The following is a 23,756-nucleotide window of genomic DNA, read 5'->3' as shown; positions in this document are numbered from 1 at the left end:
CGTTCGTGATCACCGGCGCCTCAAAAACCGCCGATCTTCTCAGTTCGGTGTATCAACTTTCAATCGCTGGCCTGTGTCAATTTACAACCGCTGGTGACAACGAGGAAAGCATCCAGTTCGTTTTTGGTCATTGGCCGCAGCGCCGCGCCGCCATTGTCGACTCCAGTCAACTGCACCGCTTGGCTGGAAAATTGAGCAGTGCGATGCACCACGCAATGCCGATGTTGATGGGTTGCCGCGTAGGTGCAGAGGATTGCCCGCCAAAGGGCAGCATCACCCGTCAGTAGGGAACACAATCCCAGCCCGCCTTGGGCTGCTGTCACCTTTTCATTGATAGTCCAGTTTCTGCGCTTGGGTTTGGTGCCAGCCAGATTCAAAGCAAGCTCGACAAACAAGTCCAGAGTCTTCCACGCTGCACCGAACAGCAGTGGTGTGAGGGCGACAGCCAGGGAATTGACCGCATCACCACTTACCGAACAATGCAGTCGCACATGCATGATGACGCCGCCGTGCTGATCGGGCGAGCGCAGATCTATTTCGTCGGTGGATTCATCCCCCAGCACAGGGCGCACGCGATCAAGGGCAAGGCGCTCGAACAACGTCGCTTCGTCAAATTCTTCTACCGTCAGAATCATTGCAAAACCCTCACCCCACCAGCAGCACATTCATCCCGGCCATCCCCACCTCCGGCACGCCCGTGACAGTGATCACGATCCCTTCCTCGTCCGGCTTGCCCAGGTGCAGGTAGGCGCCATCGCCCAGATGGCTGCCAGCCGATGGATTGGACAGAGAAAAACCGTGGTCTGTCCCCATTATTCCTTACGCGGCCTTTTTCTCGAACGCCTCGCGGGCGGCGCCCATGCCGCGCAGGTACCTGACCTGACGGGCGGCGCAGAGTTCGGTCAGGCGCGCCGGGGCGCCGACGGCGCTGCCGAATCGGCGCAGCAAGTTCGTCGTGCAGTCGATGAAGCGCTCCGGATCGATCTCCAGGCGTTGCAGCAGCTTTGGCACCGGCCCGGCGATCTTTCCCCGCTTGCCGGGATGCAGGCAGCGGCCCGTGGTTTCGACCAGTTCGAGATAGTCCTCAAAGGCAAACGGGACGGCGGCGCGCAATCGGCTCGTGCCGTCAAAAGGCATCAGCGGTTGTTGGGGCAATTCCGCAAGATGCGCCTCATGGCGCAGGGCGAGCAACGACCTGACGCTGGCGGGTGGAGCCTTGTTTGGCGCCACCTCGCGGCGCGAGCGGCGCGGCGGGGCGCTTTCGGTCTCCGGCTTGAGCTCGGCCATGCGCTCGGCCACCGAGGTATGCGCCGAATCCTCCGGCGTTTCGGCCATGGCGGCGCGGATCGGGTTGAGATCGACATAGGCCATGGCGGTCAGAATCGCCTGCTCGTCGAGCAGCGCCTGGCTCTTGAAACGCCCCTCCCAGAAACGCCCGGTGACGTTGTCCTCCGCGTTCGCCTGGCGCGCCACCGTTTCGTTCAGCACGCGCATGAACCACGACAGATCGCACAACCGGGCGCGGTAGTTCTCCGTCCATTCGTCGATGGCGTTCAGCGTCGCCTGATCCATCGCCTCGCCCTGCCCGGAGAGCAGGCGGCGCACCAGCAACGGCCCGTCGAACAACTGCGTCCAGCGGCGCAACACCTCTTCGCGCGACCACGACTGCGCCCGCTCGGCATCCACACGCAGAACCAGATGGTAGTGATTGCTCATCACCGCGTAGGCCGCCACGTCGATGGCGAACACCCCGGCCAACTGCTTGACCCGATCCACGATCCAGCCCCGACGGTGCTCGTAGCTCTGCCCGCTGTGCGCATCCTCCCCGCACAGAAACGCCCGACGCACACAGCGGCAAACGACGTGATACCACGGCGTATCCGAAAGCGAAACAAGGGTTGAGCGCGGTCTGGTCATAGGCTACCGGGGGGCATCCAGGGGAATTGAGCGGTCATAAAGAGTTTCGGGATCGATATCGATATTTTCCGGCCAAACAACGGTGCCGTAATCGATACGTGCGGCAAAGAAGGTATTGTTTTCCTTCAGGCGACCAAAGGGCTTCTTGTCGATGATTGGCGACATATCGAAAAGCCGGCGTTCGCCATTTTCGAACTCCAGCTCTAGGAGATAACCCGGCTTGGCATTGACCTTGACGACATCGAGCAACTCGCCCATACGAATCTCCTACTGCAACGGCGCGATGCGGAAAGGTTCTTCACCATTCGCCGCAAGCTCCCAGTCGGCAAACAGATCGTCACGGTGCAGTTCCACCCACGCCTGCACCAGCTTCAGCTGCTTTGGGGGAAAATTACCAGCAAGTACCCTGCCATCCTCAATGGCTATCGCCGCCTTGAAGTCCTGATAACGAACATGGAAGTGCGGCAGGTGATGGCGTTCATTGCCCTCGAACATGAGGGTGACAAGAATCCCGTAAAACATGCTGATGGTTGGCATGACGATCTCCGAAGTTCGACAAAGACGTGACGAAGGAATTATATCGCCTATCGGATCTTATGTTAAACAAAGTGGGTGTCCTTTTGTTTCGCCGTCGTTCCATCCGCGCCAACACTCAGCCGCCCGGAGGCCGCATTCGATGGCGCTGCAGAAAGTCCGGGACCTGCCCGGAAAAAACCCCTGCAACCGAAGTCACAGGGGTTTCCAAGGCTTTCACCGCAAGCACCTACCCGAGGGCGGGTGCTTGTCTCCGGGGGAGATTAGGCGATAACGAGCGTGTCAACACCGGCAACAGTGTCGACTGCGGCAATACCGGTGACACCAACCAGCTGAACGACGACGTCAGCAGCATCATCTGCCCCTGCTTCATAGACGTAGGTATCGCCGTTAAACTCGAACACCAAAGTGCCAGCAACGCCGGCATCAACTGCAACCATGATTTCGGCCACGTCAATCCATTCGGCAAGCGTGTCGATATTGGCCGCATCAGCACCAGCCACAGTCATGACACCATCAGTGATAGAGGCGGTAACCGTGCCGCTATCCTCATCAGCAGCAGAGACATCGGTTGCAACAGCATCAGCTTCAACCAGACCACTCTCCGTCCTGAACACATCAAACTGGGCGATATTGAAATCAGTAATCGATGCCATAGCTGCTTCGGTAGAGTCATCAGCAGCAAAGACGAAAACGTCAGCACCAGCACCACCCGTGAGCGTATCAGCACCACCAGCAGCGATGATGGTATCAACAGTCGAAGTACCAACGATGGTCTCGGCCGTTGCTTGGCCAGTGATCACAACAGCGTCGATCTTGCTCAGTGTCAGGCTACCGAGGTCTGTCGTTGCTTCGTCAGCCGTCACGTTGACGGTCACGGTATCAGCCGCTTCCGCCGTCGTAACGGTGTAGGCCAGACCGGACAGTTGGGAGCCCAGAACGTCCACAGCAACGCCAGCATCTGCAGCACCCGTGGTCACGTTCTCGATTTGAACGGTCTCAAGGGAGACTGCGTTCAGCGAAGCACCCGTAAGGTCGGCGCCATTAGCCAGCCAAAGCGTGTCGGTACCAGCACCGAAATCGACTGCAACCGTTCCCGTCGGGATGTCAAGTTTAACGGTGTCATCACCGGCGCCAAGTTCCGCTGCGAAGTCAGCCGTAGCATTCAGCTGAGCATCAACGGTATCCGCACCACCTTGACCAGTAACACTGGTGTCAAAGTCAGCAATGGTGACTTCGTTGTCGCCGGAGCCAAGGACGATATCGGACGAAACGGTCGTCGTGTATTCCAGGTTACCAGTGAAAGCCGAAGCGTCAAACGAGGCTGCATCGGAAGTGGTAACGATGACATGACTGGAGCCGGTCAGGACGACATCATTGCTCGTGGCCGTCAGGGTAGCGATCGTGACTGCATCGGTAACGGCAATAGTGGTCGTCAGACCCACATCGGACACGTCCAGCGTCGCGAGGTCAAATGCCGTCGAAACGGTAACGCTGTTCGTGGCATTTGCGGCGTCACCGGTGATCGTCAGGATACCCGTCTGAGCTTCGCCCAAAGTCACGGTTGCGCCATCGGCGAATTCAACGGTCGTGCCAACAAAGTCATCATCGAGGGTGATCGGGGCATCAACGTCAACCAGGTCAGCACTAGCGGCCAAACCGACAACAACAGCAGCAGCACCGGTGACGGTATCGCCATCAACTTGAACTGCAGTAACTTCAAGAGTCACATCCTCACCAGTCACAACCACATCGGTAGCAGCAGCTGCAGCCAGGGTGACGGTCGAAGCGGCAGTCGCATTGATTGCGACATCAGTTGCAGTTGCAACGGTCAGGCCCACATCGCCATTGACGGTAACGTTAGCCACATCGGTTGCCGCAGCGGTCGTAACCGATACGGTGTCAGCCGCGCCAACATTCACTACACCAGCTTCCAGACCTGTGACAGTCAGGGTGGTCACGTTGGTACCTGCAGTGACGTTGTTATCACCAGCAGCGGCAACACCGGCCGTACCATTGAAGCCCAGCTTCGTGGAGCTCAGAGTGATGGTTGCGCCGGTAACATTCGTCGCATCGAAAGTTGCAGCAGTACCGTCAAACGCATCGATCGTGACGTTGATGTTCTCAATGCCGGAGATGGTCGGCGTAGCAGCGAAATCAGCGGTCTTGTAGGTAACATTCAGCGTGTCGTTGTCAGTCGAAGACTCATCAACGATCGTGTCGCCGCTATTCAAGGTGCCCGTAGCGCCCGTAATGGTGTCATTGCCGGAGGTGCCGATGATGGTCTGCGCAGCAGTAGTGAGCGTGAAAGTCGAGCCGGTGTTGGCGATAACGTCGGCTTCAGCCTTGGCTTCGGTCACGGTGGCTGCATCAGCGGTCACGCCGTCCATCACAGCGGTTTGCTGTTCGGTCGTGCTGGTGGTAACGGTCTCGGCAAAGTATTCCGACACTTCAACGCGGTTAGCCAGGAAGACGACGTCGTCACCCGACGTTTGAACTTCAACGGCGTTAACGATCGCAACGATGAAGGTGCTCTTGCTCACTGCGCCGCTTTCCAGCTGGGCAACCCAGTAGGCCTTGCCAGCGTCGTCAGCTGCACGACCGAGCACGTTGGTGTAGATCGCATCAACGAACTCTGCGTTCGTCATGCTGACCGGGTAGTTGGTTTCGAACTCGGTGGACAGAGCGAAGTCTGCAGCGATATTCGCAACGGCTTGGTCGTCGCTCAAACCCTGGTTCAGGTATGCAACATAAACGTCATTCCAGTACTGGGCGCCAGCGTTGTCTGCTGCGCGACCGAAGTAGCTAACATACATCTGGTGAATGTTATCCACTTGCACTTGAGTCAGCGTCAAGGTAATTGCCATTGTTTCAACTCCAAAAAATGAGTAGGGAATTGCGAGTGTCAAATCGATTTACCACTCACCGCCCACCTGGGGCGACAAGCTTGCGGCGAGTATAGCGGCCCGCCCATGACCGTGGTGTGACAACAATCACGCCTCGACCATTTCGGATCGCCTTGCCGACAAGCGCGGCGAATATACCAACGGTGTCCTGCGACGGTCAATAAAGCAGCCTCGATAAGTTGATGATCTGGCGGAGTTTCTTTCCCATTGCGCCGCACGGACACGGCCCGCTTCCTTGCCACTTTCCCGGCCGCCCCGCTTGCCCCCGGCGGGGCATGCACCTAGACTCCAACCCGTCTTCACAAAAAGGGCGGGGGTCGCTCTTGTGCTGCGCAGGAGGAAGGCATGGCGACTGAAAACGATCTGACCAACGAAATCTATTCCGGCGATATGCGCGTCGATTCGCTGCTGTGGACTTTCGCCGACTGGAATTTTGCGTTGCCGGAACGCAACACGATTTATTACAGCTTCAGCGTGACGCCGGATTTGCGTTCGGTGGCACCGGGCTATGTTTCCTCTTTCAGTTTGCAGCAGCAAAGTGCCGCACGGGAGATTCTTCAGTATGTGGAGTCGGTCACCGGGATCGACTTTATGGAGCTCGGATTGGGCTCATTGGCCGATGTTGTTTTCGGCGCGTGCGATCTTGAGCCTTATACGCTGGGGGTGACTTACGCGGGGACCGACTACACGACGGTGGAGTCCGGCGAGCTTCTCTCGTGCAGCCCGCTGGCCTATGTCCTTCTGGACAATGCCGAATATGCGTCGATCACCAACTTTCTGGCCGCCGGGCGCGAGGGGTACGAAACACTGCTGCACGAGATCGGCCATGTAATCGGCCTGGGGCATCCGTTCGACGACGGTGGCGATGCGTATGTGCTCGATGCGAGTCTGGACACTACGAACAATACGGTGATGTCGTACACGACGACCGGCGCGTACAAGTCGACGTTTCAGGAATTCGACCTGCTGGCGTTGACGTGGATTTACGGCGGCGACGGTCTGGGCGGGGCGTATGGGTACAACTCGACGTACGGCCCGACGCTGACGCCGGACGATGGTGACGTGGTGTTTTCGTATGTGTATGGGAGCAGCGGTACGGATACGGTGACTTACGCGGGGAATTCGGCGGATTTCGTGATTACGGTCGGGGACGATGTGCTGACGGTGCAGGGGACGGACGCGGAGGGGAGCGTGGCGGAGATCCTGATCGACGTGGAGCGCCTCGTTTTTGCCGATACGGGCCTGGCTTTCGACATCGACGGGTCGGCGGGGCAGGTGTATCGGCTTTATCAGGCGGCGTTCGACCGGACGCCGGATAGCGGGGGCATCGGCTACTGGATTTATCAGGCGGATTATGGGCTGTCGCTGGAGGGAATCGCCGGCAATTTTCTGGTTTCGGCGGAATTCAGTTCGCTGTATGGGAGCGCTCCGTCGGCCGAGGCGTATGTGACGCTGTTGTATGAAAACGTGCTTGACCGCGCCCCCGATCAGGCGGGGCTGGATTACTGGACCGACTTGCTGGACGGCGGTGTCAATAATCGCGTGCAGACGCTGATCAATTTCAGCGAGAGCGACGAGAATCAGTTGAATGTGATTGGCAGCATCAGCGCAGGGATTGAGTACGCGCTGTTTGCGGGGTGATTGGCCGGCGAGACGTGGTTATTGATCCGGCCCGTTGATGTTTGAATTCGTCACCCCGGCGAACGCCGGGGTCCAATCGGCGATTGCTCTCCGATGCTGGGTCCCGGCTTTCGCCGGGACGACGGCAAATCTCTGCTTCATCGGGCCGGGGCAATCGCCCGGCAGAGCCGGGCCCCTACCAGGGCGGTCAGTTCCGCTGCGTGAAACAAACTGACGATCGCCATGCTTGTCTCCTCGCGGCAGCCGCAACAACAAAACCGGACGCTTATGCTATCTTGCAAATCGAAACTACAACTTTAGATTTGCAAGATGCTACCCAGAATCGCCTCGAACACCCTGTCACGACTGGCCTACGGCTTTCCCGTACTGGCGCGACAGTTCGGGGCACGAGGTTGATCTGCTCGAAGAGGCCCCGATCGGGCTGATGGCCACGGAGATCAAGTCCGGGGCCACTTTTGCCACCGACTGGCTGGCCGGGGTGCGCAAATGGCAAAACATCGCCGGCGAGAAGGCAGGGACTCCGACTCTGGTATTCGGAGGCGATAGCTCGTTTGAACGGGAACAGTGCCGGGTACTTTCGTGGCGCGATCTGGCGTTGTGAGCCAGGTCAATCGCATGAATATCCTCCCCCATCCCCCACCCATCCTCCCCCTTGAAGGGGGAGGAGTTGATGTGTGCCGCTTGCTTTTTCCGTGGGTTTTGGGAAGAATGCCGGCCTCGCTCGCATCCTGGATGCGCAGCGCTGCATCCGCCCATGTAGCTCAGTGGTAGAGCACTCCCTTGGTAAGGGAGAGGCCGGCAGTTCAATCCTGCCCATGGGCACCACTCCCCTCCTCGCGGGCGCTTGACCGCTACAAAGACCGTCAGCGCCGTCCCTTGATGAGCCAGGCGTTCAGGCTTTCGACCGATTCGCCCTCGATGCCGCCGGCCAGCGCGAGAAACTTGAAGCGGTTGTTGGCCAGCTCGAAGATGGCCGTGGCGTGGTCACGCCGCGCCTCGTGGTAACGCCGTTCGGCGTCGAGAACGTCGACGAAGGTGCGCGTGCCGGCCTGCAATCCTTTCTTTTCGCCGATCAGGGCTTGCTCGGCCGAGGCAATCGACTGGCGCAGGGCGTGCGTTTGCTCGATGCCTTGATCGACGGCCAGCAGGAGGCGATTGGCTTCGGCAAGCACTTTTCGCCGCGTCGATTCGTAGGTCTGCTGGATCTTTTCTTTCCTGGCGCGGGCCTGACTGGTCTGGGCCGTGGTGCCGCCGCCGTTGATGAGCGGGACGTCAACGCGTACGCCGACATAGGTGGTGGTGTATTCGACACCGACCGAGTTGTTGGTGTCGCTGATCGAATTCTGCCTTGTCGCGACGAGATCGATCGTCGGCAGATGACCGCTGCGCATCTGGGCGACAGTCGCCTGGGCGCCTTCGAGCTGTTTGCGCAACGACTCGATTTCCGGGTTTGAGTCCTCGATCTTCTGCAGCCATTCGTCCTTGAGACCGCCAATGCGCAGCAGGTCGGGGGCAAGCAGCAGCGGGTCGGTACGATCCACGACTTGGCCTTGCTGGCCGACGATGACTTCGAAATTGTGTTCGGCGGCGGAAAGCTGCATCCTGGTTTCGGCCACCTTGGCCCGGGACAGGTCGCGACGGGCACGGGCGTCCTCGATGTCGGTCCGCGTGCCGCGGCCGGCGGCAAACGCTTTCTCGGCCAGGATCAGCCAGGCTTCCATGGCCTTGAGGTGATTTTCGGTCTGCTCCAGCGTTTCGCGCGCCGCGAGCACGGCCAGAAAAGCCGTGACGGCGCGCATGCCGACGCGCTGCGTGTCGTTGCGGAAGGTTTCGTCGGCGGCACCGGCACTGGCCTTGGCGGCTTGCAGCGAATACCAGGCGGGCATGCGGACGAGGGCTTGGCGCAGGCTGACGGCGGAACTGCCGCTGTCGTAGTGGCCGCTTTCGGTATCGGGTCGCGCTGATTCGATGTAGTGCGTGTCGGTCTTGGCGCGGTTTGTCTGGTAGTAGTAGCTGAGTTGCGGGAGAAGCGCGGCACGGGCCACCGGCACGCCTTCGGTCGCCTCGTCGCGAGCCGAGCGCGCGGCCAGGTATTCGGCATCGTAAACCAGCGCGCTTTCGTAGGCGGTCTTGAGGTCGAGGGCGTGGGCCGGGCCCGCCAGCAGCGTGGCGAGCGCGGCGGCGAGTGCCGTTTTTCGTGCGATACGCATTTCAGGACTCCTTCATGGCGCTGGACAGACGGAGCAGCAGCGGCTTGAGCAGGTATTTGGCCAGGCTGCGCTCGCCGGTCCGGATCGTGATCTGCACCGGCATGCCGGGCTGCAGGGCGCGGGAGCCGAGCTCGGCCAGCCCTTCCTTGGTGACCTTGACGCGGCCAAGGTAGTGCGGCGGCACGTTGGGATTGGGATCGGCGACCAGGTCGGGGCTGATCGAGTCAAGCACGCCGTCGATGACCAGCGAGGGGTCGTTGGCGAAGACATGCAGATTGATGGACACGGCGAGTCCGGGATGAACGCGGTCGATGACGCTCGGGTCAACCTTGGCTTCGATGATCAGCGCTTCGTCCTTCGGAACGATGTCCATCAGGCGCCCGCCGGGGGCGACAACGCTGCCTTCGGTCAGGAAGGTCAGGCCGTTGACCGCGCCATCGACCGGCGCGCGAACAACCGTGCGATGGAAGTCTTCGCGGGAGGAACGGAAACGCTCGGCGGCCGTCAGGGCTTCGCGCCGGACGTCGGAATATTGGGTCTCGACTTCTTTCTGGTAGTCGCGCTGTCTTTGCAAACGCCGCTGGGTGGCCTCGGAGGCCATGCTTCGGGCGCGGGCGATGGTCGCGGTCAGCTCGGAAACGGAGGCTTGCAGGTCGGAGGCCAGACGCTCTTCCTCGAACCAGCTCTTGCGCGAGAGGTAGCCTTCCCGGGCCAGCTCGCGCGATCCGACGAGTTGCTCCTGGACGAATTTCAGCTGTTCCTGTTTGCCTTTGATTTGCGCTTCGAGGGCGACGATCTGCTCTTGCGCCGAGCGTTCGCTGGCGGCAAGGATTTCCAGCTCGCCCTTCAGGGCCAGACGGCGCGTCTGGAAAAGCTGTTGCTGCACGGCCATGGCATCGGCGGCAAAGGGGTCGGACGCGGCTTCGAGCAGGGCCGGCGAGAAGGTGACGGCCGCGGCCTTGGTCATTTCAGCGTGCAGGCGATCGGCCTGGGCGAGCAAGGCGTAGTACTGTTGCCGGGCCGCGTCGTGATTGGCCCTGGCCGTGGTGTCGTCGAGCATGACCAGCGGTTCGGCCGCCTTGACCAGTTGCGCTTCCTTGACCAGCACGGACTTGATGATGCCGCCGGTGAGATGCTGGACGACCTTGCGCTTGGATTCCACGGCAATGACGCCTTGCGCGGGGACGCCTTCATCGAGCGGCGCGAAAAGCGCCCAGAGGATGAAGACGAGTATCGCTCCCCCCAGAATCCACAGGCCGATCGAGGCCGCACGGTTCTCTCCGAGCAGATTGGCGCTGACGGCCGCCAGTTCGGTTTCGTTAATGGGTTCGTCGTTTTTTTTGAGTGCGTTGCGGAATCGCTCAATCAGTCTGTTCAGCATGTTCGGCCTGTCCTTTTATGCTCGGGTCACGGCAAACGCCGCTTGTTTCGTTTCTCGTCAAATCACGCCGCCGGAACAGCGGCCATCACGCCGGTGTTGGCGGCGCTCGCCCTGGCGCGGGCCGCCCCCTCCATCATGCTTTTGAGCACGTCGTCACGTGGACCGAAGGCAGCGACCAGACCTTCTTTCATCATCAGGATTTTGTCGACCGAGGAGATGATGCTTGTCCGGTGGGTGATGAGGATGACGGTGCAGCCGGCTTTCTTGAGCGCGGCGACGGCTTTGACCAGCGCCTGTTCGCCCTGGTCGTCGAGGCTGGCGTTCGGCTCGTCGAGCACGACGAGCGAGGGATGCCCATACACGGCGCGGGCGAGCGCGATGCGCTGCCGCTGCCCGCCCGACAGGAAGCTGCCGCCGACGCCAATCGGCGTGTCGTAGCCTTGCGGGAAGCGGAGGATCATTTCGTGCACGCCGGTCATCTGGGCGGCGTCGATCACCTTTTCGTGGTCGATCTCGCCGAAGCGGGCGATGTTTTCGGCGATCGTGCCGTCGAACAGTTCGACGTCCTGCGGCAGGTAGCCGATATGCGGGCCGAGTTCGAGCTTGTTCCACGCATAGACGTCCGCGCCGTCGAGCCGCACTTTTCCGTTCATCGCGGGCCAGACGCCGACGAGCAGTCGGGCAAGCGTGGATTTTCCGGAAGCGCTGGGGCCGATGAGCGCCATGGCTTCTCCCTGCGCCAGCGCGAACGAGACCCCCTTGAGGATCGGCGTCTTGCCGCCCGGCGCCATGGCCACGACGGCCTCGACCGACAGGTTCCCCTTGGGTGCGGGAAGCTGCATGGTTTCTGCCGACACGGGATACTTGTTCAACATTTCCTCAAGGCGCGTGAAGGCAACCCGGGCGGAGATCAGGCCGCGCCACGAGGAGATCAGCAGATCGACCGGAGCCAGCGCGCGCCCCATCAGGATGGAGCCGGCGATCATGCCGCTGGCCGACATTTCGCCCTTGATCACGAGATAGGCGCCCAAGCCGAGAATCAGGGACTGTTGCGCGATTCGGAAGAATTTGCTGCAGGCGCTGATCATCCCGGCGCGGCCGCTGGCGATGGTCTGCAGCGCAAGCAGGTCTTGATAGCGCTTGTACCAGCGGGCACGCAGGTTGTCGAGCATGCCCATGGCCTGGATGACTTCGGCGTTCTTGAGGTTGTTGGTGGCGAAGGCGTTGGAGACGATGGCGGCCTGGTTGGCCTGGGCCAGGGGGCCGCGCGTGGCAAGTTCGTTGATCAGGGTCAGCGAGATGGCAATGATTGCGCCGGCAATCGAGAACCAGCCGAGTACCGGATGCAGCACGAAGATGACCGCCAGGTAGATCGGGAACCAGGGCGCGTCAAAGAAGGCAAAGATGCCGTTGCCGGTGATGAACTGGCGCACGTTGGTCAGGTCGGCAAGCGCCTGGCCGGCATTCGAGCCGGCACTGTTCAGGTTGGTTTCAAATGCCGCATTGAAAACACGGCTGTTCAGCGCCTTGTCAAAGTTGGCGCCGACATGGACCAGCACCCGGGAGCGCACCCATTCGAGCCCGGCCAGCAGCAGGTACAGCGCGAGCGTGATCAGGGTAATCATGTACAGCGTGACTTCGTTGCGACTGCCGAGCACGCGGTCGTACATCTGCAGCATGTAGATGGTGGGCATGAGCATCAGCATGTTGATGACGAAGCTGAATCCGCCCGCCACGTAGAACGGACGACGTAACGCCCAAATCGCCGCCGCGATCTCGGAACGGCCTGAAAACCGGTTTTTCATATAGACGAGTAACTCCAGTAACGCCAGCCGAGAGCGACATGCTCGTTCGATCCGGCAAGAGAAGCTGCGCAGCGAGGCATCGACTGCGGCAATGACAACAGGACGGCGATTATCCTCCTCGATGTGACAAATGTCACTAAGCCTGTCGGGCGTGATGCCTTCCTCCCCGACGATAGGCCGTCTTTGCAGGGACAATCCGTTTTTCCTCCGGCGCAAAGATTGGCATAATGCGCGGTCCCGGCTCCCCCGCTACGCGATGCCCGTTACGACGCGGCGCCCCTGGCGGCGGGCCGCATGCGCCAACAGGATGGCGATCTCCGTTTCGTGCGACGAAATGGCTTTCACGACTTGAAAAGGATCCGATATGCCGACGATCAAAATCGACAACCAGGACTATGACCTGGACCAACTCAGCGACGAGGCGAAGGCCCAACTGGCTTCCCTGCGGGTGACCGATGCCGAAATCCAGCGGCTGCAGGCCCAGCTGGCGATTGCAAGAACGGCCAGAAACGCCTACAGCCGTGCTCTCCTGCAGGCTCTGCCTTCTCCCGTCGAGCAAGCCCAGAAAAGTGAAACGCTGAAATTTTCCTGACCCTTATTATTCCGGCCGGCACGCGCACAGCCTCATTGACTGGCACCGGATCGCCTGATTCCGGTTCGCTCCCGGCCGGCGCCGACCGGAGATGTTCCGATGCCTGACTATCATCCCGTTTCCCGCGAACGCCATGCCAATCGGCACTGGCAACCGTCGGCCGACTTTGGGTTTGCAGCACAGGAGGCGGTTGTGCCGCTCGTTGCGGCCGAGCTGGCCAGGGCGGCCATGGCCTTTGCCATCGCCTTCGTCCGGCAAGGCGAGCACTTCGCCCCCGTTGCAGTGCTCGATTTCCGGCCGGGCAGCAATCTTTTCGTGGCGCCGGACGGCCGCTGGCTGGCCGACTACGTCCCGGCGGCCTACCGCGGACATCCCTTCGCGCTGGCCAATACAGCGGACGGAAAACAGGTTCTGTGCGTCGATGAGAGCTCGCCGCGCCTGCAGGAGACGGATGGAACGCCCATCCTCGGCGACGATGGTCAGCCGTCGCCCGACGTAAGAAATGTCATCAATTTTCTGACGCAGGTTGAACAGAATCGCCAGCTTACCCAGCGCGTCTGTGGCGTACTGGAGAAGCACGATCTCATCCAGCCGTGGCCGGTCAGGGTGCAGAGCGACAACGGGGAGGAAAAAATCGCCGGGCTGTTCCGCGTTGATGAGGCCGCGCTGAACGCCCTCGCGCCCGCCGCTTTTGAGGAACTGCGCCAGGCCGGGGCGTTGCCCGTCGCCTATTGCCAGTTGCTATCGATGCAGAATCTGCAAAAACTGGCGGCTTTGGCGCGCCAGCGGACGCAGGCTCTCCAGCAGGTTGCACAATCACTCACTTCTGTATTGCCATTTTCCGGCGAGGATCTTGACCTTGAATTCCTGAATCACGGGGGAGTCATCCGCTTTGGCAATTTCATCTGAGGATCAGTCCGGCGTCGCCCAACTTCAGCGCATCACTTCCGAATACATTGCGGCCGAAGACCGGATTCGGCTGACGGGGGAGACGAACCAGGGTCAAACCGTCGCGCTGTGGCTGACCCAGCGCTTGCTGGGCCGCCTGATGCCCCACCTGCTCGGCTGGCTGGAACAGCAAACGGGGGGCCGTCTCGATGCCGAAATCCGGCAGGATTTTGCCCAACAGGCGGCGATTGCCTCACTCACCCCGCAACCGCCGGTGCCGCCTCACGCGCAAAATCGCTCTTGCCTCGTGCAGGAGGTCAACATCAATGCAACACCGCAGAATGTCAGGCTGACCTTCCGCAGCGCGGGAGGCGGCGACCATGCCATGCCGGCATTCCTCGTGCTCTCGCCCTTGCCGCTACGGCAGTGGCTCGATGTGTTGTATCGGCTGTACCGGACGGCGGGCTGGGCGGCCGACTTCTGGCCCGACTGGATGGCGCAAGCACGCACGGCCTCAGTGCAAACATCCCCCTTGTTGCACTGAGCTTGCAGCCGCTCCACCCATCCCCCTCCCCTTTTGTCTGCCCGTGCATTAGCGCATAGACAAACAGCTTCCGAATCAACCGCCTACCCCACTTCAGTCGGCCACCACAGGCATGAAGCGTGGTTAAAGTCATTGGGTATAAATTCGACGCGCAACAACACCCCAGTGGTATATTTTGACCTTCTGGAAGGTTTTCGTTATGCGAGTTCTTCGCTCATGTCTTCTCGGAACAGGAGGAATTCCCGTTGAAACCTTTCGGGAACAACTCAACCACACGCCAGATCAGGCCGGAATCGAGAATTGACAGCCGAAGCCGCTGCTGGGACCTATTAACATTTTCGGCGATCACCCGAACCTGTTCCCTGCTCCAGCCTTATCCAATTTTCAACCCGTTTCAACCGCGAGACCGATCATGACTACCCCGACCTTGTCCATGACCCAACGCACCGAAATCGTCTTCATCGAAAGCAACGTGGCCGACTACGCCACGCTGATCGCCGGGCTCGATCCCGCGCTGGAAGTGCATGTGCTCGATGCGGAGGGTGACGGCCTGGCGCAGATGGCCGCCGTCCTTGCCGGGCGTAGCGGCATCGACGCCATCCACCTCATCTCCCACGGCGCGCAAGGTTCGCTGCAACTGGGTGCGCTCACGCTCGATGAAACCACGCTGCAAAGCCACTCGACGGAACTCGCCGCCATCGGCCAGTCGCTGAGCGAAGAGGGCGATCTGCTGCTCTATGGCTGCAATGTGGCGCAGGGGCAGACGGGCCTCGATTTCATCGGCAAGCTCGCGCAGGCGACGGGGGCGGATGTGGCGGCGTCGGATGATCTGACTGGTGCGGTGGGCAAGGGAGGGGATTGGGTGCTGGAAGCAACGAACGGCGAAATCGGCAATCACGTTCTCACGTTCGATGGTTACGGCGATACATTGGCCAACAACACTGCGCCCTCGGTAGTCGCCACCGGCTCGGGCACCGCCCTTTTCGAGGTTGAAGCCTACGCCAGCAATGCAAAATCCATTTTTGTGCAAAGCGATGGCAAGTTGCTGGTGGTCGCTAATAGCCAGTCCACCAGCGATGGCAGCAGCAAGAGCCTGTCGCTGATGCGCCTCAATGCCGACGGCACCATCGATACTACTTATGGTGGCGGTGATGGCATCGTGAGCCACTCTACCGGAACTACGCTGGGTTTTTATAACGCAGTTCAGCAAAGCGACGGCAAGGTCATTGCCGTCGGCATTTCTCATAATGGCAGTTACGGCTCCGTCGATTTCGCCCTTATGCGCTTCAATGCCGATGGTTCGGTAGATACGAGCTTTGGCACCAACGGCACAGTGATTACCGACATGGGTTCGGATTCCGACTTCGGGATCAGCGTTGCCATCGATTCGCAAGGGCGCATCGTCGTTGGCGGTCAGCATAAGGTGGCAGATGGTGTGTATGACATGGCAGTTGCCCGATACACGTCATCCGGCGCGCTGGATACGACCTTCAGCGGAGATGGCAAAGCCTATATCTCGATACCGGACGCAACTTCCAGCAATTATCACGGGCTGACCCTGCAGAGCGACGACAAGATTCTGATTGCCGGTGATAAGGGCCAGTCTTCTGGCGGTTCCTTGTTTGCTGTGGCGCGCCTGAACACGGACGGCACACTTGATACCACGTTCGACACCGATGGCATCGTGACGACTGACATTGGCAGCGGCAATGATCAGGCCATCACGATCAGCGTTAATACTTCGGGTTCCATCGCAGTGGGAGGTTTGGCTTACAACGATACCCCTGGCGGTGGATGGGATGTTGCCGTAGCCAAATACACCAGCACCGGCGAGCTGGACACCTCGTTCGATACCGACGGCAAGCTCATCACCGTAGTCCCAGGCTGGGATTCGAGCCGGGTGGAAGCGGGCATCAAGCTGTTCGACGATGGCAAAGTTCTGGTCACGGGGCTCGCCGAAAACCTGGAAACTTGGGACAACGATTTCCTAGTGGCACGCTACAACGCCAACGGCACCCTGGATACCAGCTTTGACGGCGATGGCATTGCCACCACCAATTTTGGTTTCAGCTCGGACATTTCCAGTGCATTTGCGATCCAGGGCGATGGAAAAATCGTTGTAGGAGGTCTTTCCGGCAATGCAGACTGGGCTACCTGGAAAACAGCGATCACGCGCCTCAACGCCGATGGCACGCAAGATAGTACCTTTGGCAAGCTAACCTATACGGTAGGCGACGCCCCCCTCCAGCTCAACGCGCAGGCCTTGGATTACGAGCTTTCCGACGTCGCAAACGGCTTCGCTTCAGACAACTACAGCGGCTCGATGCTGACACTTTCCCGCCAGGGAGGGGCAAACGCACAGGATGTTTTCTCCGCGACGGGCACACTCAGTTCGATTACGGCGGCAAGCGGAACACTTACTGTCGATGGAACGAATATCGGCACGTTCACCAACGCGGGCGGCACACTCACCTTGAATTTCGGCGCAAATTCGACCAGCGACAAGGTTAATCGGGTGATGCAACAGATTGCCTACAGCAATACCGGTTCGCCTGCAGGCACCGTGAATCTGCTCTGGTCATTCAACGACGGCAACAGCGGTTCACAAGGCGATGGCGGTGCGATGACCGGAACTGCCGTGACTTCTGTGGATATTCAGAGCACGAATGCAGCCCCCGCGATTTCCCTTGCCGACACAGCACATTCCTACACCGAAAACGCCTCGGCCATCGTGATTGACTCCGCGGGCACGGTCAGTGACGCGGACGGCGATGCCGACTGGAACGGCGGCAAGCTGGACGTGCAGATCACCAGCGGGGCCATAGCCAGCGACGAGATCAGCATTTCCGACACGGATGGGGACGGCACGACCATTACCGTCAGCGGGACGGATATTTTTGCGGGTGGCGTCGATGTCGGCGATCTGTCCGTTAGCGGCGGCGTGGTCACTGGCGGGACGAAGCTGACCATTACCTTTGACGGCAACGCCACCAACGCCATCGTCCAGGAAACCCTGCAATCCCTGCGTTATCGCAATACGGGCGATAATCCCGGCACTGCTGATCGCGTGGTGACTGTAACTGCTACCGACAAAAATTCCGCGTCTGCCACCGATACCCGCACCATCGCCATCACGCCGGTCAATGACGATCCCGTCATCACTGCCGGCGGTACCACCGCGTTCACCGAACAAACCGCCACCGCCATCGCTCCAGGCATCACGATCACCGATGTCGATGGCGATGCCGGCTGGAACGGCGGCATGCTCAAGGTGCAGATTACGGGCAATGCGAGCACCGATGACAGCCTCTCCCTGCCGACCACCGACACCGGCGGCATCTGGTTGAATTCGGGCAACAGTGATCTCATGAACGGGGCTACTAAAATCGGTAGCGCCAGCGCGACCAGCGTCTCGGGCGGCACGGAATGGATCTTTACTTTCAATGGCAGCGCTACCACTGCGCTGGTGCAAAGCGTGGCGCGCGCGGTGCTGTTCGACAACGATAGCGACGAACCGGCCGCGGCAGACCGCACCATCAGCTTTTCTGCTACGGACAATGCAGGCGGCAGCAATTCGGCCACGCAGACGGTAACCGTTACCCCGGTAAACGACGCACCGCAGGTGACGAACACGGCAGACCCGGCGCTGCAGTTTTCGGGGGCGCTCACGAGCTATGCCCAGTTCCCGGATGTTGATGCCAGCATCGTTGCCTCGCAAGCCGTGACCATGGAAGGCTGGGTGTACTTTTCCAACCTGACCGGGGTGCAGTTCATCGCCAGCGGCGGGAATGCAGGATTGTTGAACCATCTCGAGCTGCATACCAATGGTGCAGCACTGCGCTTCATCCCGACACAGAATGCTTTTTTCGATACCGGCAATGTACTGACAGCGGGCCAATGGACGCACATCGCCGCGACCTACAATGCCACCACCGATGTGGCTGAAATCTACATCAACGGCACGAAGGTCGCCGCCACCGATGCCAGTGCGACCGCCGATTCGGCGTTGCAAGACGGGACCGGCTACACCCTCGGCAAGCGCAGCGATAACACCTATCCGCTCAGCGGTTCCATCGCCGAATTCCGCCTCTGGAGCGATGTGCGCACCGCCGATCAAATCCGCAACAACATGAATGTGAGCCTCACGGGCGGTGAAGACAGCCTTGTGAGCCTGTGGAAACTGAACGAAGCCACCGGCACTTCGCTGGCGGATAGCTCGGGGAACCACTTTGACGGCACGGCGAACAGTGCAAACTGGACAACCCGCGCCGTTTCCGGCGGTCTTGCCGTCAATTACACGGAAGGCGCCGCGCCCGTCAGCCTGTTCAGCGGCGCGACCGTCAGCACGGTCGAAAGCGGGCAGAGCATCATCGCCCTGACGCTGACCGTGACCAACGTCAGCGATACCACCGAACGCCTGGCAATCGATGGCAGTACGATCGATCTCGTCAACGGCACATCGGGGACCACGACGACCAACGGAGTGACGTACAACGTCACCGTGGCGGCTGGCACGGCCACCGTCACCCTGAGCAAGGCCGCGGGGCTGACGGCGGAACAAACGGCGGTGCTGATCAACGGCATTACCTACAGCAACAGCAGCGATGGGCCCGCGACGGCCAGTCCGCGTGTCGTCACGTTGACCACGTTGCAGGATAACGGCGGCGGTAGCGATACGGCCACGCTGGCTTTTGCGTCGACTGTGACGGTCATCGGCACGAACGACGCCCCCACCGACATAGCCCTCTCGGCAAGCAGCATTTCGACCTTCGACGCCAACGACACCACGATTGGCACGCTCTCGACCACTGATGTAGATGGCCCGGCAGCGAGTTATACGATCGTCTCGGTCAATGGCGAAACCAGCGGTGCAACCTTCGATCTATTCAACGTAAGTGGCACGGCGCTGCGCGCCACCACTCCCTCCACCCTTACCGCCGACAGTTACACGCTGGTGGTGCGTTCCGACGACGGCAGCGGCGGCACCTTTGACAAAACATTGACGCTCACCGCCTCCAGCAGTTTGGTCGTCACGACCAACAGCGACAGCGGGGATGATGCGACGACCGGCAGCACTTACGCCGCCGAACTGGCCGACGGTTCCGGCCTGAGCCTGCGCGAAGTCTTGGCGCTTGCATCGGCCGGAAACAAGACGGTGGGTTTTTCAGCCGCGCTGAACGGGCAGACGATTACCCTTGGCAGCAGCGTCACGGTGCCGACAGCAACAACGCTGGATGCGGATGACGCCGGTTCGCTGACGATCGGCGGCCAGTCTTTGGCTCTTGCCAGCGCGCTGACCGTGACAAACGGAGTTGGAGATCAGTTAACAATCAATTCGGCACTCACGGGCACAGGATCGTCCTTGACCAAAACCGGCGCGGGAACGCTGGTGTTATCGGGCACCAACACCTATTCGGGAACGACGACCGTATCGGGCGGTACGTTGCAGACCAACAGTCTTGGCAGCACCTCTGGTTTGAACCTGGATGGCAGCACGCTTAAAACCCACAGTACCTCTTTATCCTCAAACGCCGCAATTGCAGTCGGCGGAAGTGGCGGCACATTCGATCTCTCAAACGGGTCGATGTTTTTGTCGGGCGTGGTTTCGGGAAGCGGTGCGTTGATTGTCAACAGTACTAATGCCGGTAATGTCATAAGACTCGGAGCGAACAATACCTACTCGGGCGGAACCACGTTAAATGGCGGCATCCTCGACTTGGCGAGTAACACCGCGATCGGTTTTGGCGCATTGACGGTCAATGGCGGCAAGATTCGTTCGACGACATCGGATTTCACGTTGGGCAACAACCTGATTCTGGGCGGCACCCTGACCATGTCCGGCAGCTATGCGCTGACCTTCAACGGCACGGTTGATCTGGGCGGGGCAACGCGAACCATCAACAACTCGCTTGTTACGCCGGCGCTGACACTTAATGGCGCGGTCAGCAATGGAAATCTGGTGGTATCCAATCAATCCGGAGGCTCCCTGGTTCTTGCGGGAAACAATTCCTACGCCAGCACGACCATTTCTGCGGGAACGTTATCGATTGCCGGCGACGCCAATCTGGGGTCGGGAAGCGTTGCCCTCGACGGTAGTACGTCAAAGTTGCAGGTGACGGGCGCAGGAACCATCGACAACGCGTTTTCCCTGAACAACGCCGGCGCGGTCATCAGCAACGCGAATGACGTGGTTCTTTCCGGGGAGCTGTCCGGAACCGGAAATTTGAACAAAGAGGGAAGCGGAACGTTGACGCTGACCGGCACCAATACATTCATCGGCGCAACGTCAGTCGCAGCGGGGGTGCTGAGCATATCAGCGGACGCCAATCTGGGGGCTGGCCAAGTGTCACTGGCTAATAGCACGACCCTGCAAGTCACCGGCAATACCACCATCGACAACGCGATGGCATTGAATGGCAGCACGACCGTGACGACGGATGCGACCGTCACGCTTTCCGGGGTGATCTCCGGTACCGGCTCGATGTCCAAGCAAGGCACTGGCGTGCTGGAACTCTCTGGCAACAACACGTTCACTGGCACAACCACCGTTAGCGGGGGAAAGCTCACGCTCACCGGCTCACTCACCAGCGCCGTCAGCGTCGACTCTGGCGCCACCTTTGACGGCAGCGGAACCAATACCGCCACCGTTACCGTGCAAAGTGGCGGCACGCTCGGCATCAATGGCAGCGCCACCGAAGACCTCGCTACCGGCGACCTCACGCTCGCCAGCGGCGCTACCTTCATCGCCGAAATCGGCGGCGCCTCGGCGCGTACCGGCTACGACCAGCTTAAGGTCACCGGCGCAGTGAATCTGACCGGCGCCACCCTGAGTGCATCGATTATCAACAGTTTCGTGCCGACGGCAGACAACAGCTTCATCCTGATCGACAATGATGGCGCGGATGCTGTTGTCGGCACTTTCGCCGGGCTGGCCGAAGGTGCCACGGTGACGGTGAGCGGCAGGCAGTTCACTATCAGCTATGTCGGCGGTACTGGCAACGATGTGGTGCTGACGACCTCCAACACCGCCCCCGTCATCACCAGCAACGGCGGCGGTGCAACAGCAACGCTCAGCGTTGCCGAGAACGCAACCACCGTCACAACCGTGACCGCCACGGATGCCGAGAACAACACGCTCACCTACAGCATTTCCGGCGGTGCCGACGCGGCGAAGTTTGCCATCAACGCAACCACCGGAGCCCTGTCTTTCATCTCCGCGCCAGACTACGAAACGCCCGCCGATGCTGATGCCAACAACAGCTACACTGTTCAAGTCACGGCATCCGACGGCAACGGTGGCACCGGCGTGCAAACGATCACGGTCAACGTCACCGATGTATCCGAAGGAGGAGGGGGTTCCTCGACGCCCAATCCGGCCCCCGTCACCGGCACCGTCGATGGCGTGAGCGTTTCTCAGCAGACCGTAACCACCCCTGGCACAGGGACGGTTCAACAGGTGGTCACGGTCCCAACTATCACTGAAACCCGCACGGAAGATCTGAGTACGCCGCATGATGAGCTGGCGGACATTCCGATCGGCCCGACTGGCACGGCGGACGCCCTTGAGGCCGCTCTTCCGGTCGGTGCCGGACTGCAAGCCACGATCGCCAGCTCGCCGCTGGCCCCCACCCAAGTACAAACCGAACTGGCGGCCAGCCTCGCGCAGTACGAGGCCAGCGAACAGGCGGCGCTCACCCAGCTCGGCGATTTTCTTGATGCCCTGCCTGAAGACACCACCGTCATCACCGGCACATTGGCCCCGACCTACAGCGGCGACAGCAGCATACCGCCGACCATCGTCATCACGGGAGATGCGGGCGCGTCCGGCCATGCCAACGCGCTCGTCATCGACGTATCTCAACTTCCGGCAGGCACCATCCTGCAACTGGACGATATCGACTTTGCCATCATCGTCGGCAGCGCCACGCTCCGTGGGGGCGAAGGGCAGAATTATGTCGTGGGGGGCGAGGGAACGCAGAACATCCTGCTCGGCGCCGACGACGATATTCTCTACGGCGGCGCGGGCGATGACATCATCGGCAGTGCAAGCGGCGATGATTATCTGGATGGCGGTGACGGCAATGACTTCGTCTATGGCGGCATCGGCAACGATACGGTCATCGGCGGCACGGAGGACGATATCCTGCTCGGCGGGCGCAGCGACGAGGGGGAATGGCAGTTCTTCCTCAAGGACGGTCAGATTGTGGCGCAGCACACTACCGTTCAGGTCAATGCGCAAGCCTGGGAAACTGTTGCGCCCGATGCACTGAACACCACCCTCGCCGACTTGGGCTTTGCCAACGCCAGCGCGGATCGGCTTGAGAACCTGGTCTTGCTGTATGACGCCGCTTTTGGCCGTGCGCCCGATCTGGCGGGGCTCAGCTATTGGGCCACAGGCGAGCTAAGCATTGATGAGATCGCCCATGCTTTCATGGGTTCGGCGGAATGGCAGCAAACGATCGGCACACTCGATGACCGCAGCTATGTCGAGCAACTTTACCTGAATGTGCTTGACCGTGCGGGCGAAGATGCCGGGGTCGATTACTGGCTGGCCCAACTTGATGGCAGCGCCAACACTGCCCTGACGCGCGAGGATCTCTTCAAAGCCTTCGCTTCGAGTGAAGAGCATCGGTCGGCCGTACAAACGGGCAATGGCTTCGTCCTCGGCACGCAAATCAACGCCAGCGAACAGAACTGGATCATCAACAGCGGCGATGACATCCTCGACGGAGGAGCGGGCGACGACCTCATCTACGGCGGCGATGGCATTGACACCATCCGCTATGACGGGAACGTGTCCGACTATCAGTTCCGGCTGGGCAGCGATGGTCTCATCCGGGTGGTCGATACGGCCAGCGGCGATATCGATGTCATTTCCGGTGTCGAATACGGCGCGTTTGCCGATGGCACGGTAGATATCACTTTCACGCAAGCCGACACGGCAGTACTGGAAGACGTGGCGCTGCTCTACCACGTCGTATTGGGCAGGGCTGCAGACACGGAGGGGTTAGCCTACTGGACAGGCGGCAATCTCGATTTGACCGGGATGGCTTCCAGCTTTGTGGCATCCGCCGAATTTGCCGCGACGTATGGCACGCAAAACGATGCCGATTTTGTCACGATGCTGTACCAAAACGTGCTGGAACGCGCACCGGATGCGGCGGGCCAAACCTATTGGGAGGATTACCTGACAACCCACTCGCACGCTGAACTGGTGGCCTGCTGGGTAGAAGCGCCGGAGGTGATCAGCCTCTACTTCGGCAATGCAAACGATGGGTTGTGGTTGGCGTAGGTTCCAGCAGCCTGTCGGAATTGACCACGCCCGACAGGCTGCCAGC

The 23,756-nt window shown here is 60.3% G+C and carries 15 protein-coding genes and 1 tRNA gene; 7 read left to right on the top strand and 9 right to left on the bottom strand.

All coding sequences use genetic code 11. The features are described from left to right. Nucleotides 1–59: 59 nt before the first annotated feature. The 6 genes from GH659_RS07105 to GH659_RS07080 all read right to left on the bottom strand — a co-directional run bounded on the left by GH659_RS07105 (nucleotide 60) and on the right by GH659_RS07080 (nucleotide 5,318). Nucleotides 60–635 (bottom strand): hypothetical protein, encoded by a 576-nt coding sequence (locus GH659_RS07105; RefSeq protein ID WP_153110570.1) that lies wholly within the window; start codon nucleotides 633–635, stop codon nucleotides 60–62. A gap of 10 nt (nucleotides 636–645) precedes the next feature. Further along, complete coding sequence (locus GH659_RS07100; protein WP_153110568.1) at nucleotides 646–813, bottom strand: hypothetical protein; 168 nt, start codon at nucleotides 811–813, stop codon at nucleotides 646–648. Between the two features lie 6 nt (nucleotides 814–819). Next, nucleotides 820–1,917: a transposase gene (locus tag GH659_RS07095; RefSeq protein ID WP_153110566.1), complete on the bottom strand. Its 1,098-nt coding sequence runs from the start codon at nucleotides 1,915–1,917 to the stop codon at nucleotides 820–822. A gap of 3 nt (nucleotides 1,918–1,920) precedes the next feature. Then, entirely contained in the window at nucleotides 1,921–2,175 is a 255-nt protein-coding gene (locus tag GH659_RS07090) for a DUF2442 domain-containing protein (protein ID WP_153110564.1), read from the bottom strand. A 9-nt stretch (nucleotides 2,176–2,184) separates the two neighbouring features. After that, complete coding sequence (locus GH659_RS07085; RefSeq protein ID WP_153110563.1) at nucleotides 2,185–2,454, bottom strand: DUF4160 domain-containing protein; 270 nt, start codon at nucleotides 2,452–2,454, stop codon at nucleotides 2,185–2,187. Between the two features lie 260 nt (nucleotides 2,455–2,714). Continuing rightward, nucleotides 2,715–5,318, bottom strand: coding sequence for a DUF4214 domain-containing protein (locus GH659_RS07080; RefSeq protein ID WP_153110561.1), 2,604 nt, complete (start codon nucleotides 5,316–5,318; stop codon nucleotides 2,715–2,717). Nucleotides 5,319–5,702: 384 nt separating this feature from the next. On the opposite strand from GH659_RS07080, the gene GH659_RS07075 reads away from it, so the two are divergent. The 3 genes from GH659_RS07075 to GH659_RS07065 all read left to right on the top strand — a co-directional run bounded on the left by GH659_RS07075 (nucleotide 5,703) and on the right by GH659_RS07065 (nucleotide 7,823). Further along, nucleotides 5,703–6,998 (top strand): DUF4214 domain-containing protein, encoded by a 1,296-nt coding sequence (locus GH659_RS07075; protein WP_153110559.1) that lies wholly within the window; start codon nucleotides 5,703–5,705, stop codon nucleotides 6,996–6,998. Between the two features lie 424 nt (nucleotides 6,999–7,422). After that, nucleotides 7,423–7,599, top strand: coding sequence for a hypothetical protein (locus tag GH659_RS07070; protein ID WP_153110556.1), 177 nt, complete (start codon nucleotides 7,423–7,425; stop codon nucleotides 7,597–7,599). A 149-nt stretch (nucleotides 7,600–7,748) separates the two neighbouring features. Next, nucleotides 7,749–7,823, top strand: a tRNA-Thr gene (locus tag GH659_RS07065). Between the two features lie 38 nt (nucleotides 7,824–7,861). On the opposite strand, the gene GH659_RS07060 is transcribed toward GH659_RS07065, so the two are convergent. The 3 genes from GH659_RS07060 to GH659_RS07050 form a co-directional block, all read right to left on the bottom strand. Beyond that, nucleotides 7,862–9,208 carry a TolC family outer membrane protein gene (locus GH659_RS07060; RefSeq protein WP_153110554.1) on the bottom strand — a complete coding sequence of 449 codons (1,347 nt, stop codon included), beginning with the start codon at nucleotides 9,206–9,208 and terminating at the stop codon, nucleotides 7,862–7,864. Between the two features lies 1 nt (nucleotide 9,209). Further along, the gene (locus GH659_RS07055) at nucleotides 9,210–10,589 is read right to left on the bottom strand and encodes an HlyD family type I secretion periplasmic adaptor subunit (protein WP_153110552.1); all 1,380 of its coding nucleotides are present in this window, start codon (nucleotides 10,587–10,589) and stop codon (nucleotides 9,210–9,212) included. A gap of 62 nt (nucleotides 10,590–10,651) precedes the next feature. Next, complete coding sequence (locus GH659_RS07050) at nucleotides 10,652–12,394, bottom strand: type I secretion system permease/ATPase (protein WP_153110550.1); 1,743 nt, start codon at nucleotides 12,392–12,394, stop codon at nucleotides 10,652–10,654. Nucleotides 12,395–12,758: 364 nt separating this feature from the next. Between GH659_RS07050 and GH659_RS07045 the strand changes: the two genes are divergently transcribed. The 4 genes from GH659_RS07045 to GH659_RS07030 all read left to right on the top strand — a co-directional run bounded on the left by GH659_RS07045 (nucleotide 12,759) and on the right by GH659_RS07030 (nucleotide 23,710). Continuing rightward, nucleotides 12,759–12,986: a DUF6447 family protein gene (locus GH659_RS07045; protein WP_153110548.1), complete on the top strand. Its 228-nt coding sequence runs from the start codon at nucleotides 12,759–12,761 to the stop codon at nucleotides 12,984–12,986. A 99-nt stretch (nucleotides 12,987–13,085) separates the two neighbouring features. Further along, nucleotides 13,086–13,895, top strand: a complete 810-nt coding sequence (locus GH659_RS07040) for a SapC family protein (RefSeq protein ID WP_153110546.1) — start codon at nucleotides 13,086–13,088, stop codon at nucleotides 13,893–13,895. Then, the gene (locus tag GH659_RS07035) at nucleotides 13,879–14,418 is read left to right on the top strand and encodes a hypothetical protein (RefSeq protein WP_153110544.1); all 540 of its coding nucleotides are present in this window, start codon (nucleotides 13,879–13,881) and stop codon (nucleotides 14,416–14,418) included. The genes GH659_RS07040 and GH659_RS07035 overlap by 17 nt, the downstream gene beginning before the upstream one ends. 412 nt (nucleotides 14,419–14,830) lie before the next feature. Continuing rightward, nucleotides 14,831–23,710: a DUF4347 domain-containing protein gene (locus tag GH659_RS07030; protein WP_153110542.1), complete on the top strand. Its 8,880-nt coding sequence runs from the start codon at nucleotides 14,831–14,833 to the stop codon at nucleotides 23,708–23,710. Nucleotides 23,711–23,756: the final 46 nt, after the last annotated feature.

The organism is Propionivibrio limicola (assembly GCF_009469695.1).
Lineage (GTDB): Bacteria > Pseudomonadota > Gammaproteobacteria > Burkholderiales > Rhodocyclaceae > Propionivibrio > Propionivibrio limicola.
Note: the sequence above shows the minus strand (reverse complement) of the source record. Positions and strands in the feature narration are given on the sequence as shown.

Bases quoted from the DNA above. Each gene is read 5' to 3' on its own strand.
- GH659_RS07105 (WP_153110570.1), bottom strand. From the start codon at position 635: ATGATTCTGACGGTAGAAGAATTTGACGAAGCGACGTTGTTCGAGCGC.
- GH659_RS07100 (WP_153110568.1), bottom strand. From the start codon at position 813: ATGGGGACAGACCACGGTTTTTCTCTGTCCAATCCATCGGCTGGCAGC.
- GH659_RS07095 (WP_153110566.1), bottom strand. From the start codon at position 1,917: ATGACCAGACCGCGCTCAACCCTTGTTTCGCTTTCGGATACGCCGTGG.
- GH659_RS07090 (WP_153110564.1), bottom strand. From the start codon at position 2,175: ATGGGCGAGTTGCTCGATGTCGTCAAGGTCAATGCCAAGCCGGGTTAT.
- GH659_RS07085 (WP_153110563.1), bottom strand. From the start codon at position 2,454: ATGCCAACCATCAGCATGTTTTACGGGATTCTTGTCACCCTCATGTTC.
- GH659_RS07080 (WP_153110561.1), bottom strand. From the start codon at position 5,318: ATGGCAATTACCTTGACGCTGACTCAAGTGCAAGTGGATAACATTCAC.
- GH659_RS07075 (WP_153110559.1), top strand. From the start codon at position 5,703: ATGGCGACTGAAAACGATCTGACCAACGAAATCTATTCCGGCGATATG.
- GH659_RS07070 (WP_153110556.1), top strand. From the start codon at position 7,423: ATGGCCACGGAGATCAAGTCCGGGGCCACTTTTGCCACCGACTGGCTG.
- GH659_RS07060 (WP_153110554.1), bottom strand. From the start codon at position 9,208: ATGCGTATCGCACGAAAAACGGCACTCGCCGCCGCGCTCGCCACGCTG.
- GH659_RS07055 (WP_153110552.1), bottom strand. From the start codon at position 10,589: ATGCTGAACAGACTGATTGAGCGATTCCGCAACGCACTCAAAAAAAAC.
- GH659_RS07050 (WP_153110550.1), bottom strand. From the start codon at position 12,394: ATGAAAAACCGGTTTTCAGGCCGTTCCGAGATCGCGGCGGCGATTTGG.
- GH659_RS07045 (WP_153110548.1), top strand. From the start codon at position 12,759: ATGCCGACGATCAAAATCGACAACCAGGACTATGACCTGGACCAACTC.
- GH659_RS07040 (WP_153110546.1), top strand. From the start codon at position 13,086: ATGCCTGACTATCATCCCGTTTCCCGCGAACGCCATGCCAATCGGCAC.
- GH659_RS07030 (WP_153110542.1), top strand. From the start codon at position 14,831: ATGACTACCCCGACCTTGTCCATGACCCAACGCACCGAAATCGTCTTC.